Origin of the sequence: Pantoea sp. 18069 (assembly GCF_902706035.1) — a bacterium.
Classification (GTDB): domain Bacteria; phylum Pseudomonadota; class Gammaproteobacteria; order Burkholderiales; family Burkholderiaceae_C; genus Comamonas.
Genome location: NZ_CACSJA010000005.1, coordinates 108,803 through 131,382, shown reverse-complemented (window position 1 = coordinate 131,382; position 22,580 = coordinate 108,803). Strand labels below are relative to the sequence as shown.

Below are 22,580 nucleotides of genomic sequence, written 5' to 3'. Positions count from 1 at the left end.
CCAGTCACGCCGATAACGCGTAGATTTCGGCCATGATTTCCTCGTTGTGCTCGCCCAGCAGCGGCGGATGGCGGCGCACCTGCTGGGGCGTGCCCAGCATCTTCACGGGAAAACCGATGTTCTTGACCTTGCCTTCGATCGGGTGGTCGATCTCCATGCACATCTTGCGGTGGGTGCCGTGCTCGCCTTCAAACGCTTCAGGGTAGGTCAGCAGCGGGCCGGCGGGAATGCCGGCTTCGAGCATGGTGTCCACCCAGTCGTCGCTGCCCCGCTGGGCAAAGCTCTTTTCAAGTTCCTCGATCAGCGCTTCGCGGTGCTTCAGACGCAGCGCCACCGTGGCGTAATCCGCGTGCTCGACCAGGTCGGGCCGCTCGAGCAGCGCGCACAGCTTGGCCCAGAGCTTCTGGTTGGTCGCGCCCATGACGAAATAGCCGTCACGCGCCTTCACGGCCTGGTAAGGTGCGCTCATCTTGTTGCTGGTGCCCAGCGGCGAAGGCGCAACGCCCGTGCCCCAGTAGTCGGACATGTCCCAGATCGAGAACGCCATCGCCGAGTCGAACAGCGAGGCATCGATGTGCTGGCCCACGCCCGACTTCTGCGCGCCGATGTAGGCCGCGAGCAGGCCATAGGTCGCGAACAGCGCGCAGCCGATGTCGGCCACGGGCACGCCGGCCTTGACCGGCTTTTCGCCCTTGTAGCCCGTGACGCTCATCACGCCCGACATGGCCTGGGCCATCAGGTCGAAGCCCGGGCGCGTGGCCCAGGGGCCGCTTTGGCCAAAGCCCGAAATGCTCACGTAGACGATCCTGGGATTGATCTTGCGGATGGTCTCGTAGTCGATCTTCATGCGCTGCACGGCGCCGGGGCGGTAGTTCTCGACGATCACGTCGGCGGTCTCGGCGAGCTTGTAGAAGAACTCGCGGCCTTCGTCGCTCTTGAGGTCCAGCGTCAGCGAACGCTTGTTGCGGTTCATATTGAGAAAGCCCATGCTGTCGGGCCCCTTCATCTTGAAGCCCATTGCGCCGCGCGTCTGGTCGCCGGTGGGCGGCTCGACCTTGATCACGTCGGCGCCGAGATCAGCCAGCAGCATGCAGGCGAACGGGCCGGCCATGACCTGGCTCACGTCGAGCACGCGTATGCCTTGCAGCGGCAGGGGGGATGTGGTCTGGCTCATATCAGCTCTCCTCGGTCACTTTGGCAAGGCGCACGACTTCGCCCCATTTCTTGTACTCGGTGACCATGAAGGCCGCGAATTTCTCCACCGAGCCGCCGCCGTCCTCGACGCCGAAGCCGTCGAAACGTGCCACCACATCGGGCATGGCCAGCACCTTGTTGACGTCGGCATTGATGCGCTGGGCCAGCTCCCTGGACATGTCCCTGGGGCCGACCAGTCCGTACCAGCTCGAGGCATCAAAGCCCTTGAAGCCCTGCTCGTCCATGGTCGTGACCTCGGGAAAGCCCTTGGCGCGGCTCACGCGGGTCTGGGCAATCGCATTCATCTTCTTTGCCTTGACCTGGGCCGTGGCCGCGGTCATGGTGTCGAAGCTGAAATCGATCTGGCCGCCTATCAGGTCGGTCTGCATAGGGCCCGAGCCCTTGTAGGGCACATGGATGGTCTGCACGCCCGCGGCCATGTTGAACATTTCGGCGGCCAGGTGCTGGACCGAGCCCGTGCCCGACGAGCCGAAGCTGATCTTGCCCGGGTTCCTCTGGCACAGCTCGACCACTTCCTTGACGCTCGCATAGCTGTTCTTGTGGCTGGTCACGAGAATGTGCGGCGTGGCGCCGATCAGCACGATGGGCGCGAAGTCCTTGAGCGGGTCGTAGGTGATGCTCTTGAAGATCTGCGGCGAGATCGCATGGGTGTTGACGTGGGCCATGAGCAGCGTCAGGCCGTCGGTGAAGCGGGTCTTGGCGAAGTAGTCGGCCGCGAGCGCGCCGGTTGCGCCGGGCTTGTTCTCGACGATCACCGAACGGCCCCACATTTCCGTGAGCTTCTGGCCGACGATGCGCGCAAACACATCGGTGCCGCCGCCCGGGGCCCAGCCCACGAGGATTTTCACCGGGCCCTTGGGCAGGTCGGCGGAGGCCAGGGCCCAGGGCGCGGCCAGTGCAGCTGCGCTGCCGGCCATGAATTCGCGACGCTTCATGCTTGTCTCCTGTGTTTTGTTTGAAGCAATGCTCGCTGACGCAGGCCTAGGCGGCAAGAATGCATCAAGCATGCCTGGCTTCGTGTTTTGCGAAACCCAGCGGCGCTAAATCAACAAAATGCGAGGAAGCTGCGCTCAGCTGCCGCGGTCGCGCAGCAGTTCGGACACTACGTTGCGCAGCGTGTGCTCCTGCGCCCGGCCTTGCACGCTGGCCAGCACATAGGAGCGCTGGTGCCAGTCACCGGCCAGCGCCACATGGCCGATGGCGGGCTCGGGGTGCATGCTGGCGAGCACGGCCGGCGGCATCAGCCCCACGCCCAGGCCGTGGCGCACCAGCGCGAGCATGGTGTCGAAGCCGCCCACCGTGAGATGCCGGCCCATGGCCCGGCCCCGGCTCTGGTGCAGGCGCTGCAGGCTGCCCAGAATGGCCGAGCCCTGGCCCAGGCTGACCAGCGGGCAGTCAAGCAGCGGATCGGCTTCGAGCGGGGTGTCCGCAAAAGAGAAATGCGCGCGGCTGTAGACCGCGACCAGCTCGTCGGCGCGGTAATCGAACTTCTCCACGTCGATGAAACCACTTTTCTTCTCGAAGATGCCGATGTCTATCACCTTGTCGCGCAGCAGCTGCTGGATGATCTTGCTGTTTTCCTCAATGATGTGCAGCGTGATCTGCGGGTACCGGGCGCGCACCAGCGCGAGGTCGCTGGCGAGGAATTCGATGATTGCCGCCTTGGGCGCACCGATGATGATGCGCCCGTCCTGGCCGTCGCGCATTGCCTGGGCGTCGTCGGCCAGGCGCGTGATCAGGCTGTCGATCTGGTGGATATGGGCTAGCAGCTTGGTGCCCGACTCGGTGACCTTGACCCCATGCGGCACGCGCTTGAACAGCGGCGTGCCCAGCTGGCGCTCCAGATCCGTGAGGCGCTTGGACGCCGCGGCCACGGCCAGCTGCAGCTTGTCGGCCGCGCGCGAGATGCTGCCTTCCTCGGCGACGGCCAGGGCCAGCTGGACCGTGAGGGTGTCGATTTTCATGGGGAGATTATTGCCGCCGCAGGGCCTGCCATCCGCAGCGCCGGCGCTCGCAATGCATGGGCCCTGCACAGGAGTGATGAAAGGCACCTCCTTGGCACACCGGGGCGTCCAGATACGCTGTTAAAAACTCTCCCACTCGCCCTCGGCCTTGCCCGCAGGACGCGCCGCCGGAGCATTGGCCGTGGGCGCCAGGCGCGGGGCAGCAGCCACTTTCCTGGGCGCGGCCGTCGTCGCTCTTGCGGGCTGAGCCGCCGGTGAATACAGCGCAGGCGCCGGGGCCTTGGCCACCGCTGCGCCCACATTGAACACCGCTACCACCTGCGACAGGCGCTGCGCCTGATCGCGCATGGCAGTGGCTGCCGCGCTCGACTCTTCCACCAAGGCCGCGTTCTGCTGCGTCATCTGGTCCAGATTGGACACCGCCTGATTCACTTGGCCAATGCCGTCGCGCTGCTCGGTGGACGAGGCCGTGATTTCCCCGATCAGGTCGGATACGCGGCGCACGCTGCTCACGATCTCTTCCATGCTCCGGCCCGCATGCGCCACCTGCGCCGAGCCGGCGTCGACGTTCTGCACCGATGCGCTGATGAGTTGCTTGATCTCCTTGGCGGCCTCGGCGCTGCGCTGCGCAAGGCTGCGCACCTCCGAAGCCACCACGGCGAAGCCCCTGCCCTGTTCCCCCGCGCGGGCCGCTTCCACCGCCGCATTGAGCGCCAGGATGTTGGTCTGGAAGGCGATGGAGTCGATCACGCCGATGATGTCGTTGATCTTGCGCGAACTCTCCGTGATCTGCTGCATGCTGTGCACTACCTGGACCACCACTTCGCCGCCGCGCTCGGCGGCCTGCGCCGCTGTGGACGCCAATTGGTTGGCTTGCCGCGCGGTGTCGGCGGACTGGGTCACCGTAGCCGTCAGCTGTTCCATGCTGGACGCCGTTTCCTCGAGGTTGGCCGCCGTCTGCTCCGTGCGGGCCGACAGATCCTGGTTGCCGGTGGCGATCTGCGTGGACGCGGACGAAACGGATTCCACGCCCGAGCGCACTTCGCTGACCACGCCGCGCAGGCGCGCGGCCATCGCCGACAGCGACCTCAGCAGATGGCCCAGCTCGTCCTTGCGTTCATCGCGCGCTTCCACTGTAAGGTCGCCACCGGTAATGGCGTCGGTCAGGCGCACGGCCTGCTCCAGCGGCCGGGTGATGGAGCGTACGGTCAGCGCGGCCAGGCCCACGCCTATGAGCAGCACTACGGCGGCGAAGGCTTCAGCGATCCATCGCGCCACGGTATTGCGCTGCAGTGCTTCGGCCTTGATCTGGTCGCGCTGGCGTTGTTGCAGTTCGACGAAGGCTTCCTGTGCAGCGATGTATTTGGCCACGGCAGGCAGCAATTGCTCATTGACCACGCGCTGGGCGCCTTCCACATCACCGTCACTGCGTGTCTTCTGGGCCTGGGCGACGAGCTGCAGCACGATGACGCGCTCGGCCGCCACGCGCTCGAGCTGGGCCTTGTCGGCTGGCGAGTCGGCTGCGTCGACGATTTGCTTCTGTACCGCTGAAACCGCCTCGACGGCGGTCTTGAGTTGCGGCTGCAGCCGCTGACTGAGCAACTCATCGGTGGTGATGGATCCGACCACCACGCGCTCCACGGCCAGCTCCGTCATGCCTTTCCAGCGCAGCGCCATGGAAATGCGGTCCTCCTTGTCCTGCACGTCCTGCGCCGCTTGTGCATGGAGTTGCACCGTCATTACATAAAGGCCTGTGCCAAGGGCCAGCAGGGAAAGCATGAGACCGAGAATGATCGTCCAGAGCTTGCTGGCGACCGAAAGGTTGTTGAAGTGCATAAAAATCTGTGGGAGAGGACCGAGGGCAGAAGCGTCGGAGATCAGCGCTTTTCAGGCCGTGAATGCCGCACAAAAAAATAGCACGCTTTTGCTTGCACTCTTGACAAAAGCGGGGTACTGAGCACTGCGCTTGTGTCAGCTATATGACTTGCCGATCTTGCCTCGCGGCTTTGGACCATGCCAGGGAGCGACCGCCACGCACTTGCAGAAAGCGATGGCGCCATTCCGGTCCGTGCCCCAGGCGGGAGTCGCCGGGCCCGCGTGGGAGCCGCCATTGCATTGGCGGCTGCCTGCGACAGGCCCGGCGCGTATTACGCTGCAAGCTCAGACGAATTCAAGAATCACGTCATCCACCGCCAGCGAATCCCCCTTGCTGGCGCTGATCTTGCCGACCACGCCGTCCTGCGTCGCAAACAGGATGTTTTCCATTTTCATGGCTTCGATCACGGCGAGCTTTTCGCCGGCCTGCACCTTCTGGCCCGATTGCACCGCGACGTCGATCAGCAGGCCGGGCATGGGCGAGAGCAGGAACTTGGACAGGTCGGGCGGCGCCTTGTAGGGCATCAGCTGGTGCAGCTCGGCGCCGCGCGGCGACAGCACCAGGGCCTCGATCTGCGTGCCGTTGTGCGCAATGCGCAGGGCCAGCGGGTTCTTGCCCGTGCCGCGCTCGATCTGCACGGTGAACGGCTGGCCGTTGACCAGGCCTTCGAGGCGCGCATCGCGCAGATGGCTGTCGCTGCTGATCTCGTAGACCTTGTCGTCGCCTTCGCCATGCACCGTGACCTTGCTCGCATGGCGCGACAGGTCGAAGTCCTCGACCCGCACGCGCGCGTGCTGGTTGCGGCCTTCGGCGCCCAGCGTGACCACGGTGTAGTCGATGCCCAGCTGCAGTTCATGGCCCTGGAGCTGGCCGGTGATGGTCGAGGCGCGCTCGCGGTAGCGGCGGTTCATATAGGCCGCGAGGGCCACCAGGAACTGCGGGTCGCTGTGCGGCACGTCCTCGGCATGGAAGCCGCCCGCGTAGTGCTCGGCGATGAAGCCGGTGTTGAAGTCGCCGGCAATGAACTTCGGGTGGGCCAGCAGCGCGGCCTGGAACGGAATGTTCGAGCTGATGCCGCGGATCACGAAACCGTTGAGCGCCGCGCGCATCTTGGCGATGGCTTCGGTGCGGTCCTTGCCGTGCACGATGAGCTTGGCGATCATCGAGTCGTAGAACATCGGGATCTCGCCGCCTTCGTAGACACCGGTGTCTACGCGCACGCCCTGCAGGTGTTCGGTGTCGGCCTGCCACATGGTCTGCTGCGGCGGCTGAAAGCGCACCAGCCGGCCCGTGGACGGCAAAAAGCTGCGAAACGGATCTTCGGCGTTGATGCGGCACTCGATGGCCCAGCCATCGCGGCGCACGTCGGCCTGCGCGAACGCCAGCTTCTCGCCGGCCGCGACGCGTATCATCTGCTCGACCAGGTCCAGGCCGGTGATCGCTTCGGTCACGGGGTGCTCGACCTGCAGGCGGGTGTTCATTTCCAGGAAATAGAACGACTGGTCCTTGCCGACCACGAACTCCACCGTGCCCGCGCTCTGGTATTGCACGGCCTTGGCCAGCGCCACGGCCTGGGCGCCCATCGCGGCGCGCGTTTCCTCGGAGATGAAGGGCGACGGAGCCTCCTCGATCACCTTCTGGTGGCGGCGCTGGATGGAGCATTCGCGCTCGTTGAGGAACACCACGTTGCCGTGGGCGTCGCCCAGCACCTGGATTTCGATGTGGCGCGGCTCCTCGACGAATTTCTCGATGAACACGCGGTCGTCGCCAAAGCTGTTGCGCGCCTCGTTCTGGCAGCTCGCGAAGCCGTCGAACGCTTCCTTGTCGTTAAAGGCCACGCGCAGGCCCTTGCCGCCGCCGCCGGCGCTGGCCTTGATCATCACGGGATAGCCTATGCCGCGCGCGATCTCGACGGCCTGCTCGGCGCCCGCGATCGCGTCGTTGTAGCCGGGAATGGTGTTGACCTTGGCTTCGGCCGCGAGCTTCTTCGAGGCGATCTTGTCGCCCATGGCGGCAATTGCATGGTGCTTGGGGCCGATGAAGACGATGCCCTCTTCCTCTACGCGCTTGGCGAAGGCCTCGTTTTCGCTCAAGAAACCGTAGCCCGGGTGCACGGCCTGGGCGCCGGTCTGCTTGCAGGCCGCGATGATCTTGTCGGCGAGCAGATAGGACTCGCGGCTGGGCGCGGCGCCGATGTGCACGGCCTCGTCGGCGAGCTGCACGTGGCGCGCGTCCTTGTCGGCATCGGAATACACGGCCACGGTGGCGATGCCCATCTTGCGGGCGGTGGCGATCACGCGGCAGGCGATCTCGCCGCGGTTGGCAATCAGAATCTTGGTGAACATGGGATTTTTCCTGGCGCTGTCGTTCTTAGAGCGGAATGTTGCCGTGCTTGCGCCACGGGTTCTCGAGCTGCTTGTTCTGCAGCATGGTCAGGCTGCGGCAGATGCGCTTGCGCGTCTCGTGCGGCAGGATCACGTCGTCGATGAAGCCCCGCGCGCCGGCGACAAACGGGTTGGCAAAGCGCGCCTTGTACTCGGCTTCGCGCGCGGCGAGTTTTTCGGGGTCGTTCTTGTCTTCGCGGAAGATGATCTCGACCGCGCCCTTGGCGCCCATCACCGCGATTTCGGCCTGGGGCCAGGCCAGGTTCACGTCGCCGCGCAGGTGCTTGGAGGCCATCACGTCATACGCGCCGCCATAGGCCTTGCGCGTGATGATGGTGATCTTGGGCACCGTGGCTTCGGCGTAGGCGTAGAGCAGCTTGGCGCCGTGCTTGATGATGCCGCCGTATTCCTGGCTGGTGCCGGGCATGAAGCCGGGCACGTCGACAAACGTCAGCACGGGAATGTTGAACGCATCGCAAAAGCGCACGAAGCGCGCGGCCTTGATCGAGCTCTTGATGTCCAGGCAGCCGGCGAGCACCAGCGGCTGGTTGGCGACGATGCCCACGGTCTGGCCGGCCATGCGCGCGAAGCCGATCAGGATGTTCTTCGCGTAGTCGGGCTGCAGCTCGAAGAAGTCGCCGTCGTCCACGGTCTTGGCGATCAGCTCCTTCATGTCGTAGGGCTTGTTCGGGTTCTCGGGCACCAGCGTGTCGAGCGAGCGGTCGGCGCGGTCCGATGGGTCGCTGGTCGCGCGCAGCGGTGCCTTTTCGCGGTTGTTCAGCGGCAGGTAGTTGTACAGGCGGCGCAGCATCATCAGCGCCTCGACGTCGTTGTCGAACGCCATGTCGGCCACGCCGCTCTTGGTCGTGTGGGTGACGGCGCCGCCAAGCTCCTCGGCCGTGACTTCCTCGTGCGTGACGGTCTTGACCACTTCGGGGCCGGTCACGAACATGTACGACGAGTCCTTGACCATGAAGATGAAGTCGGTCATCGCCGGCGAATACACCGCGCCGCCCGCGCAGGGGCCCATGATCATGCTGATCTGCGGCACCACGCCGCTGGCCAGCACGTTCTTCTGGAACACGTCGGCGTAGCCGCCCAGGCTCGCCACGCCTTCCTGGATGCGCGCGCCGCCCGAATCATTGAGGCCGATCACGGGCGCGCCGACTTTCATCGCCTGGTCCATGACCTTGCAGATCTTCTCGGCATGGGTTTCGCTCAGGGCGCCGCCGAACACCGTGAAGTCCTGGCTGTAGACGAACACCAGCCGGCCGTTGATCATGCCGTAGCCGGTCACAACGCCATCGCCCGGGATCTTGCTGTCCTGCATGCCGAAATCGGTGCAGCGGTGCTCGACGAACATGTCCCATTCCTCGAATGTGCCGTCGTCGAGCAGCAGCTCGATGCGCTCGCGCGCCGTGAGCTTGCCTTTGCCGTGCTGCGCGTCTATGCGCTTTTGACCACCGCCGAGCCGCGCCAGCGCGCGCTGTTTCTCGAGTCGCTCCAGAATGTCCTGCATGATGCTCGTCTTTCTTACTGAGTCGTCGCACGGCCCGGAGGCGCGTGCACTTCTTGGGGATGGATGACTGCGCGCCCTATTGTGGCGCGCGGGAATGTGCGGGTTGTGACTGCGCGGCCAGCAGGTTGCGGGCCGCGGTCGATGCGGGCAGCCGGCCTGCGGCCACGGCCGCTATCGTCTGCGGCAGCAGGGCCTGCACTTGCGGGTGCGTGCGAAACGCCTGCTTGAGGCCGGCGTCTATGCGTTCCCACATCCACGACAGCGACTGTTTTTCGCGGCGTGCGGCGAGCCGGCCATTGGCCGTCTGCATCTGCCGGAACTGCTGCACGGCCTGCCAGAAAGCTTCCACGCCCTGGCCCAGCAGCGCGCTGATCTGCAGCACGCGCGGCTGCCACAGCGCGCCGTGCGTGGCGTGGTCGGGGTTGCCATGCATGCCCAGCAGGCGCAGGCTCGATGTGATCTGCGCCTCGGCGCGCGTGGCCGCGTTCTTGTCGATGTCGGCCTTGTTGATGACCACCAGGTCGGCGAGTTCCATCACGCCCTTCTTGATCGCCTGCAGGTCGTCGCCCGCATTGGGCAACTGCAGCAGCACGAACATGTCGGTCATGCCGTTGACGGCCGTTTCGCTCTGGCCCACGCCCACGGTCTCGACGATCACCACGTCATAGGCCGCGGCTTCGCAGACCAGCATGGCCTCGCGCGTCTTCTCGGCCACGCCGCCCAGCGTTCCGCTCGCCGGGCTGGGCCGTATATAGGCCTGGTGATGGACCGACAGATGCTCCATGCGCGTCTTGTCGCCCAGGATGGAGCCGCCCGAGACCGACGACGAGGGGTCGATGGCCAGCACGGCCACGCGCAGGCCCTGCTTGATCAGGTACAGGCCCAGGGTTTCGATGAACGTCGACTTGCCCACGCCCGGCACGCCGCTGATGCCCAGCCGGAACGCCTTGCCCGTATGGGGCAGCATTTCGGTGAGCAACGCATCGGCCTGCGCGCGGTGGTCGGCGCGCGTGGACTCGAGCAGGGTGATCGCCTTGGCGATGGCCCGGCGCTGCACGGCGGGGCCGCCGTGCAAAATGCCTTGCAGCAACTCGGAAGGTGTCATGCCTGTCTCAGACGGCGGTGGCCTGACGGATCTGCTCGAGCACATGCTTGGCGCTGGCCGGAATCGGCGTGCCCGGGCCATAGACGCCCTTGACGCCGGCTTCGAACAGGAACTCGTAGTCCTGCGCCGGCACCACGCCGCCGACAAACACGATGATGTCGTCCGCGCCCTGCTTCTTGAGCTCGGCGATGATGGCCGGCACCAGCGTCTTGTGGCCGGCCGCGAGCGTGGAGACGCCAACCGCGTGCACATCGTTCTCGATCGCCTGGCGTGCGCACTCTTCGGGCGTCTGGAACAGCGGACCCATGTCGACGTCGAAGCCCAGGTCGGCAAACGCCGTGGCCACGACCTTGGCGCCGCGGTCATGGCCGTCCTGACCGAGCTTGGCGATCATCACGCGCGGGCGCCGGCCCAGTTCCTCGGCCAGTTCATTGATTTCGGTCTTGAGCTTGTCCCAGCCTTCGGCCGAGTCATAGGCGGCGGCGTAGACGCCGGTGACCTTCTGCGTATCGGCGCGGTGGCGGCTGTAGACCTTTTCCAGCGCATCGCTGACTTCGCCCACCGTGGCGCGCAGGCGCACGGCCTGGATGGCGAGATCGAGCAGATTGCCTTCGCCGCTTTCGGCGGCGGCCGTGAGTGCCTCGAGTGCCTGCTGCACTTTCGCGGCATCACGCTCCTTCTTGATCTTGTTGAGCCGCTCGATCTGGCCGTCGCGCACCTTGACGTTGTCGATTTCCAGAATATCGATGGGATCTTCCTTGGCCAGCTTGTACTTGTTGACGCCGACGATCACGTCCTTGCCCGAATCGATGCGCGCCTGCTTCTCGGCCGCCGCGGCCTCGATCTTGAGCTTGGCCCAGCCGCTGTCCACGGCCTGGGTCATGCCGCCCATGGCTTCGACTTCCTCAATGATGGCCCAGGCCGCATCGGCCATGTCCTGGGTGAGCTTTTCCATCATGTACGAGCCCGCCCAGGGATCGATCACGCTGGGGATATGCGTTTCTTCCTGGATGATCAGTTGGGTGTTGCGCGCGATGCGCGACGAGAACTCGGTGGGCAGCGCGATCGCTTCGTCGAAGCTGTTGGTGTGCAGCGACTGCGTGCCGCCGAACACCGCGGCCATGGCTTCGATGGTGGTGCGCACCACGTTGTTGTACGGGTCCTGCTCGGTCAGCGACCAGCCCGAAGTCTGGCAGTGGGTGCGCAGCATCAGGCTCTTGGGGTTCTTCGCGCCGAACTCCTTCATGATGCGGCACCACAGCAGGCGGGCGGCGCGCATCTTGGCGATCTCGAGATAGAAGTTCATGCCTATCGCCCAGAAGAACGACAGCCGGCCCGCGAAGGCGTCTACGTCCATGCCCTTGGCCGTGGCGGTCTTCACGTATTCCTTGCCGTCGGCCAGCGTGAAGGCGAGCTCCAGCGCCTGGTTGGCGCCGGCTTCCTGCATGTGGTAGCCCGAGATCGAGATCGAGTTGAACTTGGGCATGTTCACGCTCGTGTACTCGATGATGTCGCCGATGATGCGCATCGACGGCTTGGGCGGGTAGATATAGGTGTTGCGCACCATGAACTCTTTGAGGATGTCGTTCTGGATCGTGCCCGAGAGCTGATCCTGGCGCACGCCCTGCTCTTCGGCCGCGACCACATAACCCGCGAGCACCGGCAGCACCGCGCCGTTCATGGTCATCGAGACCGACACCTTGTCGAGCGGAATCTGGTCGAACAGCACCTTCATGTCCTCGACCGAGTCGATGGCCACGCCGGCCTTGCCCACGTCGCCGGTCACGCGCGGGTGGTCGGAGTCGTAGCCGCGGTGCGTGGCCAGGTCGAACGCCACGGACACGCCCTGGCCGCCCGCGGCCAGCGCCTTGCGGTAGAACGCATTCGATTCCTCGGCCGTGGAGAAGCCCGCGTACTGGCGGATGGTCCAGGGGCGCACCGCATACATCGTCGCCTGCGGGCCGCGCAGATAGGGCTCGAAGCCGGGCAGCGTGTTCGCATGCGGCAGGTCCGCGCTGTCTGCTGCCGTATAGAGGGGCTTGACGGTGATGCCGTCGGGCGTGATCCAGTTCAAGGCCTGCACATCGCCGCCTGGCGCGGATTTGGCTGCCGCCTTGGCCCAGGCGCTCAGGTCGGCGGGGGCAAATTCAGGGGTGTCGGCGTTCGCCACGCTTTGGCGTATATCTGTAGGCTTGTCCATCGGTGAGACCACGGTAGGTTGTGACGGAAAGAGTGTACATGATTCATAATTATTGATTCAAAATAATCCAGGCTACAATCCAGCATTCATGTCAGTGATTACCCTAGCCCCCTCCGCGCTCTACCAACAGGTTGCCGAGCAACTGCGCCAACGCATCTTCCAGCATGCGCTCGAGCCTGGTGCCTGGATAGACGAGCTCAAGATCGCCGAAGAGTTCGGCATCAGCCGCACGCCGCTGCGTGAAGCCCTCAAGGTGCTCGCGGCCGAAGGGCTGGTGACGATGAAAGTGCGCCGCGGCGCCTATGTGACCGAAGTCTCGACCAAGGATGTGCGCGATGTCTATCACCTGCTGGCGCTGCTCGAGAGCGACGCCGCGGCCGCGGTCGCGACTTCTGCCACCGATGACGAGCTCGCAGCGCTGCGCGCGCTGCACGCCGATCTGGTCGCGCACAAGGACAACGCCGAGCAGTTCTTCGCGATCAACGAACGCTTTCACATGCGCCTGCTCGCGCTGGCCAACAACCGCTGGTCGGACCAGGTCGTGGCCGACCTGCGCAAGGTGATGAAGCTCAACCGCCACAAGTCGCTGTTCCGCCAGGGGCGCATAGACGAATCGCTGCAGGAGCACGCGCTCATCCTGCAGGCCGTGCTCGATCGCGCGCCCGAGCGGGCCCGCGCGGCGATGCAGCAGCATTTCTCCAATGGCCTCGTGGCTGCCGTGCAATGAAGCTGGCCGGCAAGCGTTGCCGGCGTGTTTGTTACGCTGTGAAACATAAAATGCTATAAACCAGGCGTTGGATGGCGGGAAAACAGCAGGAATGCGTGCACGGCCGGCATGGGGTTGAAGCCTTCTTGCTGAAGATGCCCCGCGTGCAGTTTCGTGCAGGACCCGTGTCATTCGAAATCGCATCCGCGCGGCAATGTGAGGGCATTCATCATGCTGGATGATTTTTTCCTCAGCCACGCCAGTCCCGCCCGGTTGCTCGAAGGGTATAGCGACGCCGGACTGGTCGTGCTGTCGGTACTCATTGCCATCGCCAGCGCGGCCGTCTGCCTGCGCCTTGCGCTGCGCGAGCGCCGGCGAGCGGCGCTCAAGTGGTCGCGACAAACAGCCAGGACGGTGTCCGCGCTGTGCATGGGTGGGGCGATTTCCGGCATGCACTACACCGCCATGGCTGCGGCGCCATTCGTCGGCACGCCCGACATGGTCGAAGGCCCGGGCGCTTCGGCCGCGCACACGCTGGCAATGACGGTCGCGGTTGCCGCGCTGGCGGTGATCGCTCTGATCGGCCTGCTCATGGGCCTGCTGCGCTACCGCGCGCTGTGGCGGCGCGTGGAATCGAACGAACAGCGCCTGCAGTCGCTGGTCGACATGGCTGTCGACGGCATCATCACCATAGACCGCAATGGCATCATCCAGGCGTACAACCGCGCGGCCGAAACGATTTTCGGCTGGACGGCAAAGGAAGCCGTGGGCCGCAACGTCAACATGCTCATGCCCTCCCCGCTTGACGAGCAGCATGAGGGCTACCTTGAGCGCTACCACCGCACAGGGGACACGCGCTTGCCCGGCGCCGTGGGCAGCGAAGTGCCGGGCCTGCACAAGTCGGGCCGCCAGCTGCAGCTCAAGCTGTCATTGCGCAAGGTCGACACGCCCGATGCGCTGCTGTTCGTGGGCTTCGTGACCGATCTGAGCGAGCGCAAGAGGACCGAGTCACGCCTGCGCGTCGCGGCCAGCGTGTTCGAGCACGGCTATGAAGGCTTCATGGTGCTGGATGCGCATTTTCGCGTGACGGACATCAACCATGCCTACCAGCGCATGAGCGGATTTTCCAAGACCCATTGCGCCGGACGCACGCTGGAAGACCTTTACGGGCCCCTGGTGCTCGGCCAGACTTTTGATTCGGTGCAGCAGATCGTGGCGAACACCAGGCATTGGCAAGGCGAAATCGAAGCCATGGATGCGAGCGGCGTCAACGCCGTGCACCGCATCTCGATTTCAGCCGTGCTTGACGAGTTCAAACGCATCCAGCACTTCATCGTGGTCATCAGCGATGTGACCCGGGAAAAATCGCATGAGCGCGAACTCGAGCAGATTGCGCTCTACGACAGCCTGACCGGCCTGCCCAACCGCCGCCTGCTCAACGATCGCCTGACCCAGGGCATGCATGCCGCGACCCGGCAGAAAACGCTGCTCGCCGTGCTCTACATCGACCTCGACGGATTCAAGCAGGTCAACGACCTCATGGGGCATGCGGACGGTGACCTGCTGCTGTGCGAGCAGGGCCGGCGCATCCGCGCCGAGCTGCGTGGCGATGACACCGCAGCGCGCGTGGGCGGCGACGAAATGGTGCTGCTGCTGGGCGACTGGAACGAAGTGCAGCAGGCCGAAGCCATCATCGCGCGCCTGCTTGAAACCATTGGCCGGCCCGTGGTCCTGCCGCGCGGCACGGTGCGCGTCACGGCCAGCATAGGCATGAGCATCTTTCCGCTCGACGCGCAGTTGCCCGAAACGCTGCTCGACCAGGCCGATAGGGCGATGTACGACGCCAAGCAATGCGGAAAAAACCAGTACCGGCGTTTCCATGGTGCGCAAGATGCGGACCCGCGCAGCGAAGACCCGGACTGCGTGCAGCCCGCGCAGACGAACTGAGGCCGTCTGCCGCGGCGCCCCGCTCCACGGACTGCGACAATAGGCGCGTCTGTTCAAATCTCCTGCTTCTGCGATCAGGCCCTGCCATGCCCACCTCTGCCCTTCCCGATTCCAGCGCCGCAGCCACTGCGCCGGCGCTGCCCAGTGCCGACGGCCTGTTCGACCATTGGCTGCAGGCGCGCAGCAACGATCCCTGGGCACCGCTGACCGCCGAAGCCGCCAAGCCCTACCGCTTCATCTGGGGCGCATGGAGCAAGTTCCTGCAGGCCCATCTCGACGCCCAGGGCCGGAACGTCGAAGCGCTGGCCTGGAACGAGGCCAGCGCCGTGCAGGTGCTGCACTTCATCAACCACATCCCGCAGACCGTCAAGGGCCGCAAGGTCAGCGACATCACGCGCCGGCGCTACTGGCGCGTGCTCGACCGCATCTATGACCACGCGCTGATGCTCGGCTGGATGGAGATCAACCCCGTGCATGCCGTCGCGCCTGCCGAACGCCCACCCAGCGAAGACCCCAAAGGCGCAGTCCTGTCGGACGCGATGTGGCAGGCAGGCATTGCCCATATTCCCGCGGGCGACGATCTGGTGGGCGCACGCGACCGCGCGGTGCTGATGCTGCTGTTCGAGCTGGGCCTGGCACCCGAAGAACTGCGCATGCTGCGCACGGACAACCTGCTCTACAGCACGCCACAGGGTGACAGCGGCGAAACGCAGATCATCGGCGTGCATATCGAAGGCCTGCGCGACAACCAGCAGCGCAAGCTGTCGATCAGCACGGCGCTCGCACGCGGTCTCGCCCACTGGCTGCGCGCGCGTGCGCAATATCCCGCGATGCAGGGCGAAGCATCGCTGTTCTGTTCACGCAAATCGCGCACGCTGTCGAACCATACGCTGCTGCACCTGGTCACCAAGACCCTGGCCGAAGCCGCCCAGTCCACCGGCCTGCCCACGCCCGCGCGCCTGGGCCCGCAGATCGTGCGCAACACCGCCATCGTGCGCTGGCTCAATGCAGGCATGCCCCTGGCCGACGTCGTGGAGCGCGCGGGGCTCAAGAACGTCAACGGCCTGCTGCATCTGCGCGATCTGGTCAGCGATGAGGCCCGAACCGCCTTGTCGCAGCGGGTGCGTTCTTTCTAGTGCATGGGCCTGGGCTCAGCCCGAACGGAGTTTTCCATCGTGCCCTAAACCACCGCTCGCCCTGAGCAAGGTAAGCGAGACGAAGTCTCGCAATGCGTTAAGAAACAGCGGGGCTTGAGGGCAGGCCTTTCATGGTGCGATGGGCGCGCCGAGCGAGGCTCACCACGAACGGTTTTCCCCGCTCGCCCTGAGTCCTGAGCCCGTCGAAGGATCGAAGGGTCGGTATTTTGAGCGTAGGCCGCCCATAGTTCGCCGCTGTTTGCTCAAATCGAGTTCTTTCTAAGTCATTGATTTATTTGACGAAAAAAGCTGTTTCTTGAGCGCCTGTCGAAGGATGAACTGGCGCACTGGCCTAGGGTGGAGACACCCTTCGACGGGGCCGCCTAGGCAGGCTCAGGGCGAACGGCCATTAGCTATTCGTTTTGGAAAAAACATGACTTTGCGATCGCTGTTTGCACAAAACCGACCATTGCTAAGACATTGATTTATTTGACGAAAAAGCTGTTTCTTGAGAGCCCGTCGAAGGGCGTTTCAGGGCGCGGTGTGTGCTTTGGCAATCCAACGCCATGGCACAAAGCGCGCGACTCGATGGAATGAGGACGGGCCATCATGGTTCGATGGGCGGCCCACCACGAACGGGTCGTACCAGTTCGCCCAGAGCCTTTCAAAGGTCTGGAGTTCTTTGGGCGGCAGGCCGGTTGTGGCCGCTGCTGGCGCAAACCTGGCCCCCCTTTCTGATGGCAGCAAGACGTGGCACTTTCGTTCAATTAGATGTGTTTTTATTTCATGTAAGCTGTATTCAATCTCCTAATCCATAGGCAAGAACTGCCAGTCCAAACCAGGGAACTTGGCGTCTGCCATCACTGCGCGTGACTGACAGCGCCAGCAGGTCTGGCTCAGCGAGCGCCCTCCGCTGTTCGCTCGTATTCCAGGCCTGATGCGCTGCGTACTCCCTGCCTCCTGCAGTTGGGCGTTTTTATGGCCTAATTCCCGCGAACTGCTTCCACACTCCCCGTCCCATGCGCCGCGCCATTCCCTCCACCCAAGCCCTGGCCTGCTTCGAGGCCTGCGCCCGGCACCAGAGCTATACCCGCGCCGCGCAGGAGCTCGCCCTCACCCAGAGCGCGGTGTCGCGGCAGATCATTGCGCTGGAGGAGTTCGTGGGCGTGGCGCTGTTTCGGCGCACGCGCCACGGCATGGAGCTCACGCCTGCGGGCACGACCTATGCGCGCAAGGTGCGCAGCTGGCTGCAGGGCCTGGAGCGCGATACGCTGGACATCATGGCCCGCCAGGGCGAAGGCGGCACGCTGAGCCTTGCCGCCGTGCCCACGTTTGCCACGCGCTGGCTGCTGCCCCGCCTGCCGCTGCTGGCCAAGGAACACCCGGGCATCACGGTGCACATCGACACCCAGACCCGCCCTTTTCTCTTTGCCGATACGGGCTTCGACGCCGCGCTCTACGCGGGCACGCCCGAGCAGGTGACGCAATGGCCGGGCATACAGGCCCAGTGGCTGATGGACGAGCAGGTCGTGCCCATGTGCAGCCCCGCCCTGCTGGGCCAGGCCGCCCAGCGCGGGCTGGGGCGCGCCTGGCAGACGGTGTCGCCCGACGCCATTGCCCAGTTGCCGCTGCTGCAGCAAAGCACGCGGCCCTATGGCTGGCAGCAGTGGTTCCAGGCCGCGGGGCTCGCGCCTGCGCGCGCGCTCGACGGCCCGCGCTATGAATTGTTTTCCATGCTGGCCATGGCCGCCACGCATGGCATGGGCGTGGCGCTGATTCCGCCGATGCTGGTCGAAGCCGAACTCGCGCGCGGCGACCTGGTCGTGGCCTGCTCGCTGTCGCTGCGCCGCGAGCGCAGCTACTACCTGATCACGCCTTCCCTGCCGCCATCGGCGGTGCTGCAGGCGTTTTCGGACTGGTTGCAGCGCATGGCGGAGCACCCTTCGTCAAGCTCAGGGTGAACGGAGGGAGCACCCTTTGACGGGCTCACGGTGAACGGTGGAGCGCCTTTGACGTACCCAGGATAAACGCGCGCAGGGCGCAAAACCCGTAAAAAAGCACCCGCCTCATAAGCAAATACCAATTTAGTATTTCACAAACGCATGCAGAATGCGTCATCATTCACGTTTTGCATAATCCAGACGCGCATGGACATACGCCAGCTCGAAGCTTTTGTTGCGGTAATGACGATTGGCAGCATCACCGGTGCAGCCAAGCTGCTGGAACGCTCGCAGCCCGCCATCACCCGGCAGATCCAGGAGCTGGAAGTGGGCCTGGGCGACGCGCTGCTGCACCGCAACGGCCCCAAGGTCACGCCCACGGCGCTGGGCTATGTGCTTTATGAGGAAGCCGAGCGCATCGTCAACGGCGTGCGGCGCATCCAGCAGCATGCACGGCGCGCATCCGAAGTCGTATGCCCACCGCTGCTGGTTTCGGCCACGCCGGCGCTGTCGCTGGGCGTGGTTGCGCCGGCGCTCGCGCACTGCCGCCCCGCGCTGGCCGTGAGCAAGATCGAGCTGCTGTCCGTGCGCCCCGAGAACGTTGTCAGCGACGTGCTGCATGGCATGGCCGATATCGGCGTCTGCAGCCTGCCGCTGGACCACCAGCAAATTAGCGTGCACTGGGTCGCCGAAGTGGCCTGCAAGGCCGTGGTGCCGGCCGACCATCCGCTGGCCGCGCTCGAGGTAATTCCCATCGCCTCGCTGGCCGAGCAGCGCGTGATCGGCATGCACAATCCCCACCGGCTCAAGCAGCACATCGATGCCGCGCTGCACAAGGCCGGCGCGCCCGGGCTGCAGGCCGACATCGAGACCAATTCGTCGATGAACGCCCAGGCGCTGGTGCGCGCGGGGCTGGGTGTGGCGATTCTGGACCCCATGACGCTGCTGGGCGCGCCTTTGCCTGGCCTGGCCTACCGCGATCTCGATGTGCGCATTCCATTTCACTTCGGCGCGATCAGCGCCCAGGGAAAAAACCTGTCGGCGCCCGCGCTGGTCCTGCTCGAGGCGCTGCGCGAAACCGCCGCCTCGCTGGACCAGTGCCGCCTGCACGACGCCCAGGCCATGGCCGGCGTCGGCTCTCCTTCCATTTCATTGCCTTCCACAAGCCCGCTTTGCCGCCCTGGACGCAAAACGACGCCTACCCCATGAACAGTCTGCTTTCCCCTCTCACTCCCTCCCTCGCCGCGCTGCAGGCGCGCTACCAACGCGACCTGCAACTGCTGGCCCTGCCTTCCAGGGCCTGGACACCGGACCTCACCCACGAAGGCCAGCCCGTGCTCGATGTCGCGGTCGTCGGCGGCGGCATGGGCGGGCTTGCGCTGACCACGGCGCTGACCCATCTGGGCATTCGCGCGCAGATATTCGACCAAAACCCTGAGGGCTACGAAGGCCCCTGGGCCACGACCGCGCGCATGGAAACGCTGCGCTCGCCCAAGGAGCTGACCGGCCCGGCGCTGGGCTTTGCGGCATTGACCTTCCGCGCCTGGTTCGAAGCCCAATGGGGCGCCGAAGCCTGGGCCGCACTCGACAAGATTCCCCGCCTGCAGTGGATGGACTACCTGCGCTGGTACCGCGAGACCACGGGCGTGGTGCTGCACAACCAGCAGCGCGTGGTGGCCGTGCGCCCGCGCGCCGACCAGCTCGCGCAGCTGGACCTGATCGATGCGCAGAATGGCGACCGCGCCTACAGCGTGCTCGCGCGCCATGTGGTGCTGGCCACGGGCCGCGACGGCCTGGGCGGCCCCTGGGTGCCCGATGTGGCGCACCAGCTGCCGCGCGACCGCTGGGCGCACTCGTCCGATCCCTGGGCCGATGATGCTTTCGCGGGCAAGCAGGTCGTGGTCGTGGGCGGAGGCGCCTCGGCCATGGACAGCGCCGCGACGGCGCTGGAAAACGGCGCTGCATCCGTGCACCTGCTGATCCGGCGCCAGGAGCTGCCTACGGTCAACAAGGGCAAGGGCGCGGGCAGCCCCGGCGCCGCGCATGGCTTTGCACGCCTGCCCGATGCCTGGAAATGGCAAGTGCGCAACTACATCAACCGCCAGCAGGTGCCGCCGCCGCACGGCAGCACGCTGCGCGTGTCGCAGCACAAAAATGCATTCTTTCACCTGGGCGCGGGCATTGAAAGCGCGCAAGTGCGCGCCGATGGCAAGCTGCGCATAGACACCACCCAAGGCGCTATCGCCGCCGACAGCGTGATCTTCTGCACCGGCTTTCGCCCCGACTGGCAGCTGCGCCCGGAATTTGCGCCGTTCGCGCCCCATGTGCGCCTGTGGCAGGACCGCTTCACGCCGCCGCCAGGCCAGGAAGACAGCGAACTGAACCTGTCGCCTGATCTGGGCGATCTGTTCGAATTCCAGGAAAAGACGCCGGGCAGCTGCCCCGGGCTGGAGCGCATCCACTGCTTCAGCTACCCCGCGGCGCTGTCGCTGGGCACGGTCTCTGGCGATATTCCGCAGATCAGCGACGGCGCGCGCCGCCTGTCGCAAGGGCTGGCCGGCGCGCTGTACGCAGAGGACATCGCGCTGCACTACGCGGCCATGGAGCGCTACAGCGAGCCCGAGCTCTTCGGCGACGAATGGACCGCCTCGCCCCTGCCCCCCTATGACGAGGTGGCAGCATGACAGGCTGGCTGCTGCGCCGCATCGGCCAGGCCCTGCTGGTGGTGCTGGCCATGACGGTGATCGTCTTCGGAGGCCTGCATGCGATCGGCAACCCCGTCGACATCCTGATCGGCGAAGACCTGAACCAGCAGGAGCGCCTCGAAGCGATTGCCCACCTGGGCCTGGACCAGCCGCTGCTGCAGCAGTACTTCAGCTTTCTGAAGAACGCGCTGCAAGGGGACCTGGGCACGAGCTTTGTCTACAACCAACCCGCGATAGGGCTGATTCTCGACCGCCTGCCCGCGACGCTCGAGCTGGCCGTCGTCGCGCTGGGCATGGCCATCGTGCTGGGCGTGCCGCTGGGCCTGTATGCGGGCATGAAGCCCACGAGCCCGGTCTCCAAGCTGCTGATGAGCGGCTCCATCCTGGGCTTTTCGCTGCCCGCGTTCTGGGTCGCGCTGATGCTGATCATGGTGTTCAGCGTGCAGCTGGGCTGGATGCCCTCGAGCGGCCGTGGCGACACGCGCAGCCTGTTCGGCATCGAATGGTCGTTCCTCACCCTCGACGGCCTGCACCACCTGCTGCTGCCGGCGTTCAACCTCGCGCTGTTCAAGATTTCGCTGGTGCTGCGCCTCACGCGTGCCGGGGTGCGCGAAGTGATGCCGCAGGATTTCGTGAAATTCGCGCGCGCCAAGGGCCTGTCCGAAACCCGCGTGATGTGCATGCACGTACTGCGCAACACCATGATTCCGCTGGTGACCGTGCTGGGCCTGGAACTGGGCTCGACCATCGCCTATGCCGTGGTGACCGAGTCGATCTTCGCCTGGCCAGGCGCGGGCAAACTGATTCTGGACAGCATCAACTCCCTGGACCGCCCCGTGGTGGTCGCCTATCTGATGGTCGTTGTCGTGATTTTCGTGACCCTCAACCTGATCGTGGACCTGCTCTACAAGCTGCTTGACCCGCGCGTTCGCCTGGAGGCCGCCCAATGAGCCAAGCTCCTGTCAATTCTTCCGTCGCCGCGCCCGCGGCGACCGACGCCGGCCGCGTGCAGTCGATCTGGGCACAGATCGCGCACGACTTCCTGCGCTCCAAGCCCGCGGTCATCGGTCTCGTCACGCTGCTGGTCGTCGTGCTGATGGCGCTGCTCGCGCCCTTCATCACGCCGCAAAACCCCTACGATCTGATGCAGCTCGACGTGCTCGACGCGCGCCTGACGCCCGGCTCGGCCAGCGCGGAGCATGGCTTCACCTACTGGCTGGGCACCGACGGCCAGGGCCGCGACCTGTACTCGGCCATCGTCTACGGCCTGCGCATCAGCCTGCTGGTGGGCGTGGGCTCGGCGGCGATCGCGGCCGTGGTCGGCACCGTCGTCGGCCTGACGGCGGCTTACGCCGGCGGCAAGATCGACGCGCTGATCATGCGCGTGGTCGACCTGCTGCTGTCGTTCCCCACCATCCTGATGGCCTTGATGATCCTGGCCTATATGGGCAAGGGCATAGGCAATGTGATCCTGACCCTGGTGCTGGTCGAGTGGGCGTACTACGCGCGCACCGCGCGGGGCCAGGCGCTGGTCGAAACGCGGCGCGAATATGTGGACGCCGCGCGCGGCCAGGGCATCCCCCAGTGGCGCATCCTGCTGGGCCATATCCTGCCCAACTGCCTGCCGCCGCTGCTGGTGATTGCCGCGCTGCAGGTGGCGCGCGCCATCACGCTGGAAGCCACGCTGTCGTTCCTCGGCCTGGGCGTGCCCATCACCGAGCCGTCGCTGGGCCTGTTGATTTCCAACGGCTACCAGTATCTACTGTCCAACGAATACTGGATCAGCTTCTTCCCCGGTGTCGCCCTGCTGCTGACGATTGTCGCGATCAACCTGGTCGGCGACCAACTGCGCGATGTGCTCAACCCGCGCCTGCAGAAATAAA

The 22,580-nt window shown here is 65.2% G+C and carries 16 protein-coding genes; 8 read left to right on the top strand and 8 right to left on the bottom strand.

Annotation, left to right across the window (positions count from 1 at the left end; translation table 11 throughout):
- Positions 1-4: 4 nt before the first annotated feature.
- From GVL12_RS06245 to scpA, 8 genes are all read right to left on the bottom strand, one after another.
- Positions 5-1,174 (bottom strand): CaiB/BaiF CoA-transferase family protein, encoded by a 1,170-nt coding sequence (locus GVL12_RS06245; RefSeq protein WP_159911961.1) that lies wholly within the window; start codon positions 1,172-1,174, stop codon positions 5-7.
- Position 1,175: 1 nt separating this feature from the next.
- Positions 1,176-2,150: a tripartite tricarboxylate transporter substrate binding protein gene (locus GVL12_RS06240; RefSeq protein ID WP_159911959.1), complete on the bottom strand. Its 975-nt coding sequence runs from the start codon at positions 2,148-2,150 to the stop codon at positions 1,176-1,178.
- Between the two features lie 135 nt (positions 2,151-2,285).
- The gene (locus GVL12_RS06235; RefSeq protein WP_159911957.1) at positions 2,286-3,179 is read right to left on the bottom strand and encodes a LysR family transcriptional regulator; all 894 of its coding nucleotides are present in this window, start codon (positions 3,177-3,179) and stop codon (positions 2,286-2,288) included.
- 120 nt (positions 3,180-3,299) lie between these two features.
- Entirely contained in the window at positions 3,300-4,919 is a 1,620-nt protein-coding gene (locus GVL12_RS26480; RefSeq protein WP_306770576.1) for a methyl-accepting chemotaxis protein, read from the bottom strand.
- Between the two features lie 420 nt (positions 4,920-5,339).
- Entirely contained in the window at positions 5,340-7,400 is a 2,061-nt protein-coding gene (locus GVL12_RS06225; protein WP_159911953.1) for an acetyl/propionyl/methylcrotonyl-CoA carboxylase subunit alpha, read from the bottom strand.
- 25 nt (positions 7,401-7,425) lie between these two features.
- Positions 7,426-8,958 (bottom strand): acyl-CoA carboxylase subunit beta, encoded by a 1,533-nt coding sequence (locus GVL12_RS06220; RefSeq protein WP_159911951.1) that lies wholly within the window; start codon positions 8,956-8,958, stop codon positions 7,426-7,428.
- Between the two features lie 76 nt (positions 8,959-9,034).
- Positions 9,035-10,063 carry a methylmalonyl Co-A mutase-associated GTPase MeaB gene (meaB, locus tag GVL12_RS06215; RefSeq protein WP_159911949.1) on the bottom strand — a complete coding sequence of 343 codons (1,029 nt, stop codon included), beginning with the start codon at positions 10,061-10,063 and terminating at the stop codon, positions 9,035-9,037.
- Between the two features lie 7 nt (positions 10,064-10,070).
- The gene (gene scpA / locus GVL12_RS06210; RefSeq protein WP_159911947.1) at positions 10,071-12,263 is read right to left on the bottom strand and encodes a methylmalonyl-CoA mutase; all 2,193 of its coding nucleotides are present in this window, start codon (positions 12,261-12,263) and stop codon (positions 10,071-10,073) included.
- 88 nt (positions 12,264-12,351) lie between these two features.
- Here scpA and GVL12_RS06205 point away from each other — a divergent pair, with 88 nt between their 5' ends.
- The 8 genes from GVL12_RS06205 to GVL12_RS06170 all read left to right on the top strand — a co-directional run bounded on the left by GVL12_RS06205 (position 12,352) and on the right by GVL12_RS06170 (position 22,579).
- Positions 12,352-12,990: a GntR family transcriptional regulator gene (locus GVL12_RS06205; RefSeq protein ID WP_159911945.1), complete on the top strand. Its 639-nt coding sequence runs from the start codon at positions 12,352-12,354 to the stop codon at positions 12,988-12,990.
- 210 nt (positions 12,991-13,200) lie between these two features.
- The gene (locus GVL12_RS06200) at positions 13,201-14,916 is read left to right on the top strand and encodes a diguanylate cyclase (protein ID WP_159911943.1); all 1,716 of its coding nucleotides are present in this window, start codon (positions 13,201-13,203) and stop codon (positions 14,914-14,916) included.
- A gap of 86 nt (positions 14,917-15,002) precedes the next feature.
- Positions 15,003-16,052, top strand: coding sequence for a tyrosine-type recombinase/integrase (locus tag GVL12_RS06195; protein ID WP_159911941.1), 1,050 nt, complete (start codon positions 15,003-15,005; stop codon positions 16,050-16,052).
- Between the two features lie 1,019 nt (positions 16,053-17,071).
- The gene (locus GVL12_RS06190) at positions 17,072-18,013 is read left to right on the top strand and encodes a LysR family transcriptional regulator (protein ID WP_159911939.1); all 942 of its coding nucleotides are present in this window, start codon (positions 17,072-17,074) and stop codon (positions 18,011-18,013) included.
- 186 nt (positions 18,014-18,199) lie between these two features.
- Positions 18,200-19,201 carry a LysR family transcriptional regulator gene (locus GVL12_RS06185; protein ID WP_159911937.1) on the top strand — a complete coding sequence of 334 codons (1,002 nt, stop codon included), beginning with the start codon at positions 18,200-18,202 and terminating at the stop codon, positions 19,199-19,201.
- Positions 19,198-20,676, top strand: a complete 1,479-nt coding sequence (locus tag GVL12_RS06180; RefSeq protein ID WP_159911935.1) for an NAD(P)/FAD-dependent oxidoreductase — start codon at positions 19,198-19,200, stop codon at positions 20,674-20,676. The genes GVL12_RS06185 and GVL12_RS06180 overlap by 4 nt, the downstream gene beginning before the upstream one ends.
- Positions 20,673-21,647: an ABC transporter permease gene (locus tag GVL12_RS06175; protein ID WP_159911933.1), complete on the top strand. Its 975-nt coding sequence runs from the start codon at positions 20,673-20,675 to the stop codon at positions 21,645-21,647. The genes GVL12_RS06180 and GVL12_RS06175 overlap by 4 nt, the downstream gene beginning before the upstream one ends.
- A complete protein-coding gene (locus GVL12_RS06170; protein WP_159911931.1) occupies positions 21,644-22,579 on the top strand; it encodes an ABC transporter permease in 936 nt (311 codons plus the stop codon). Before GVL12_RS06175 ends, GVL12_RS06170 begins: the two co-directional genes overlap by 4 nt.
- Position 22,580: the final 1 nt, after the last annotated feature.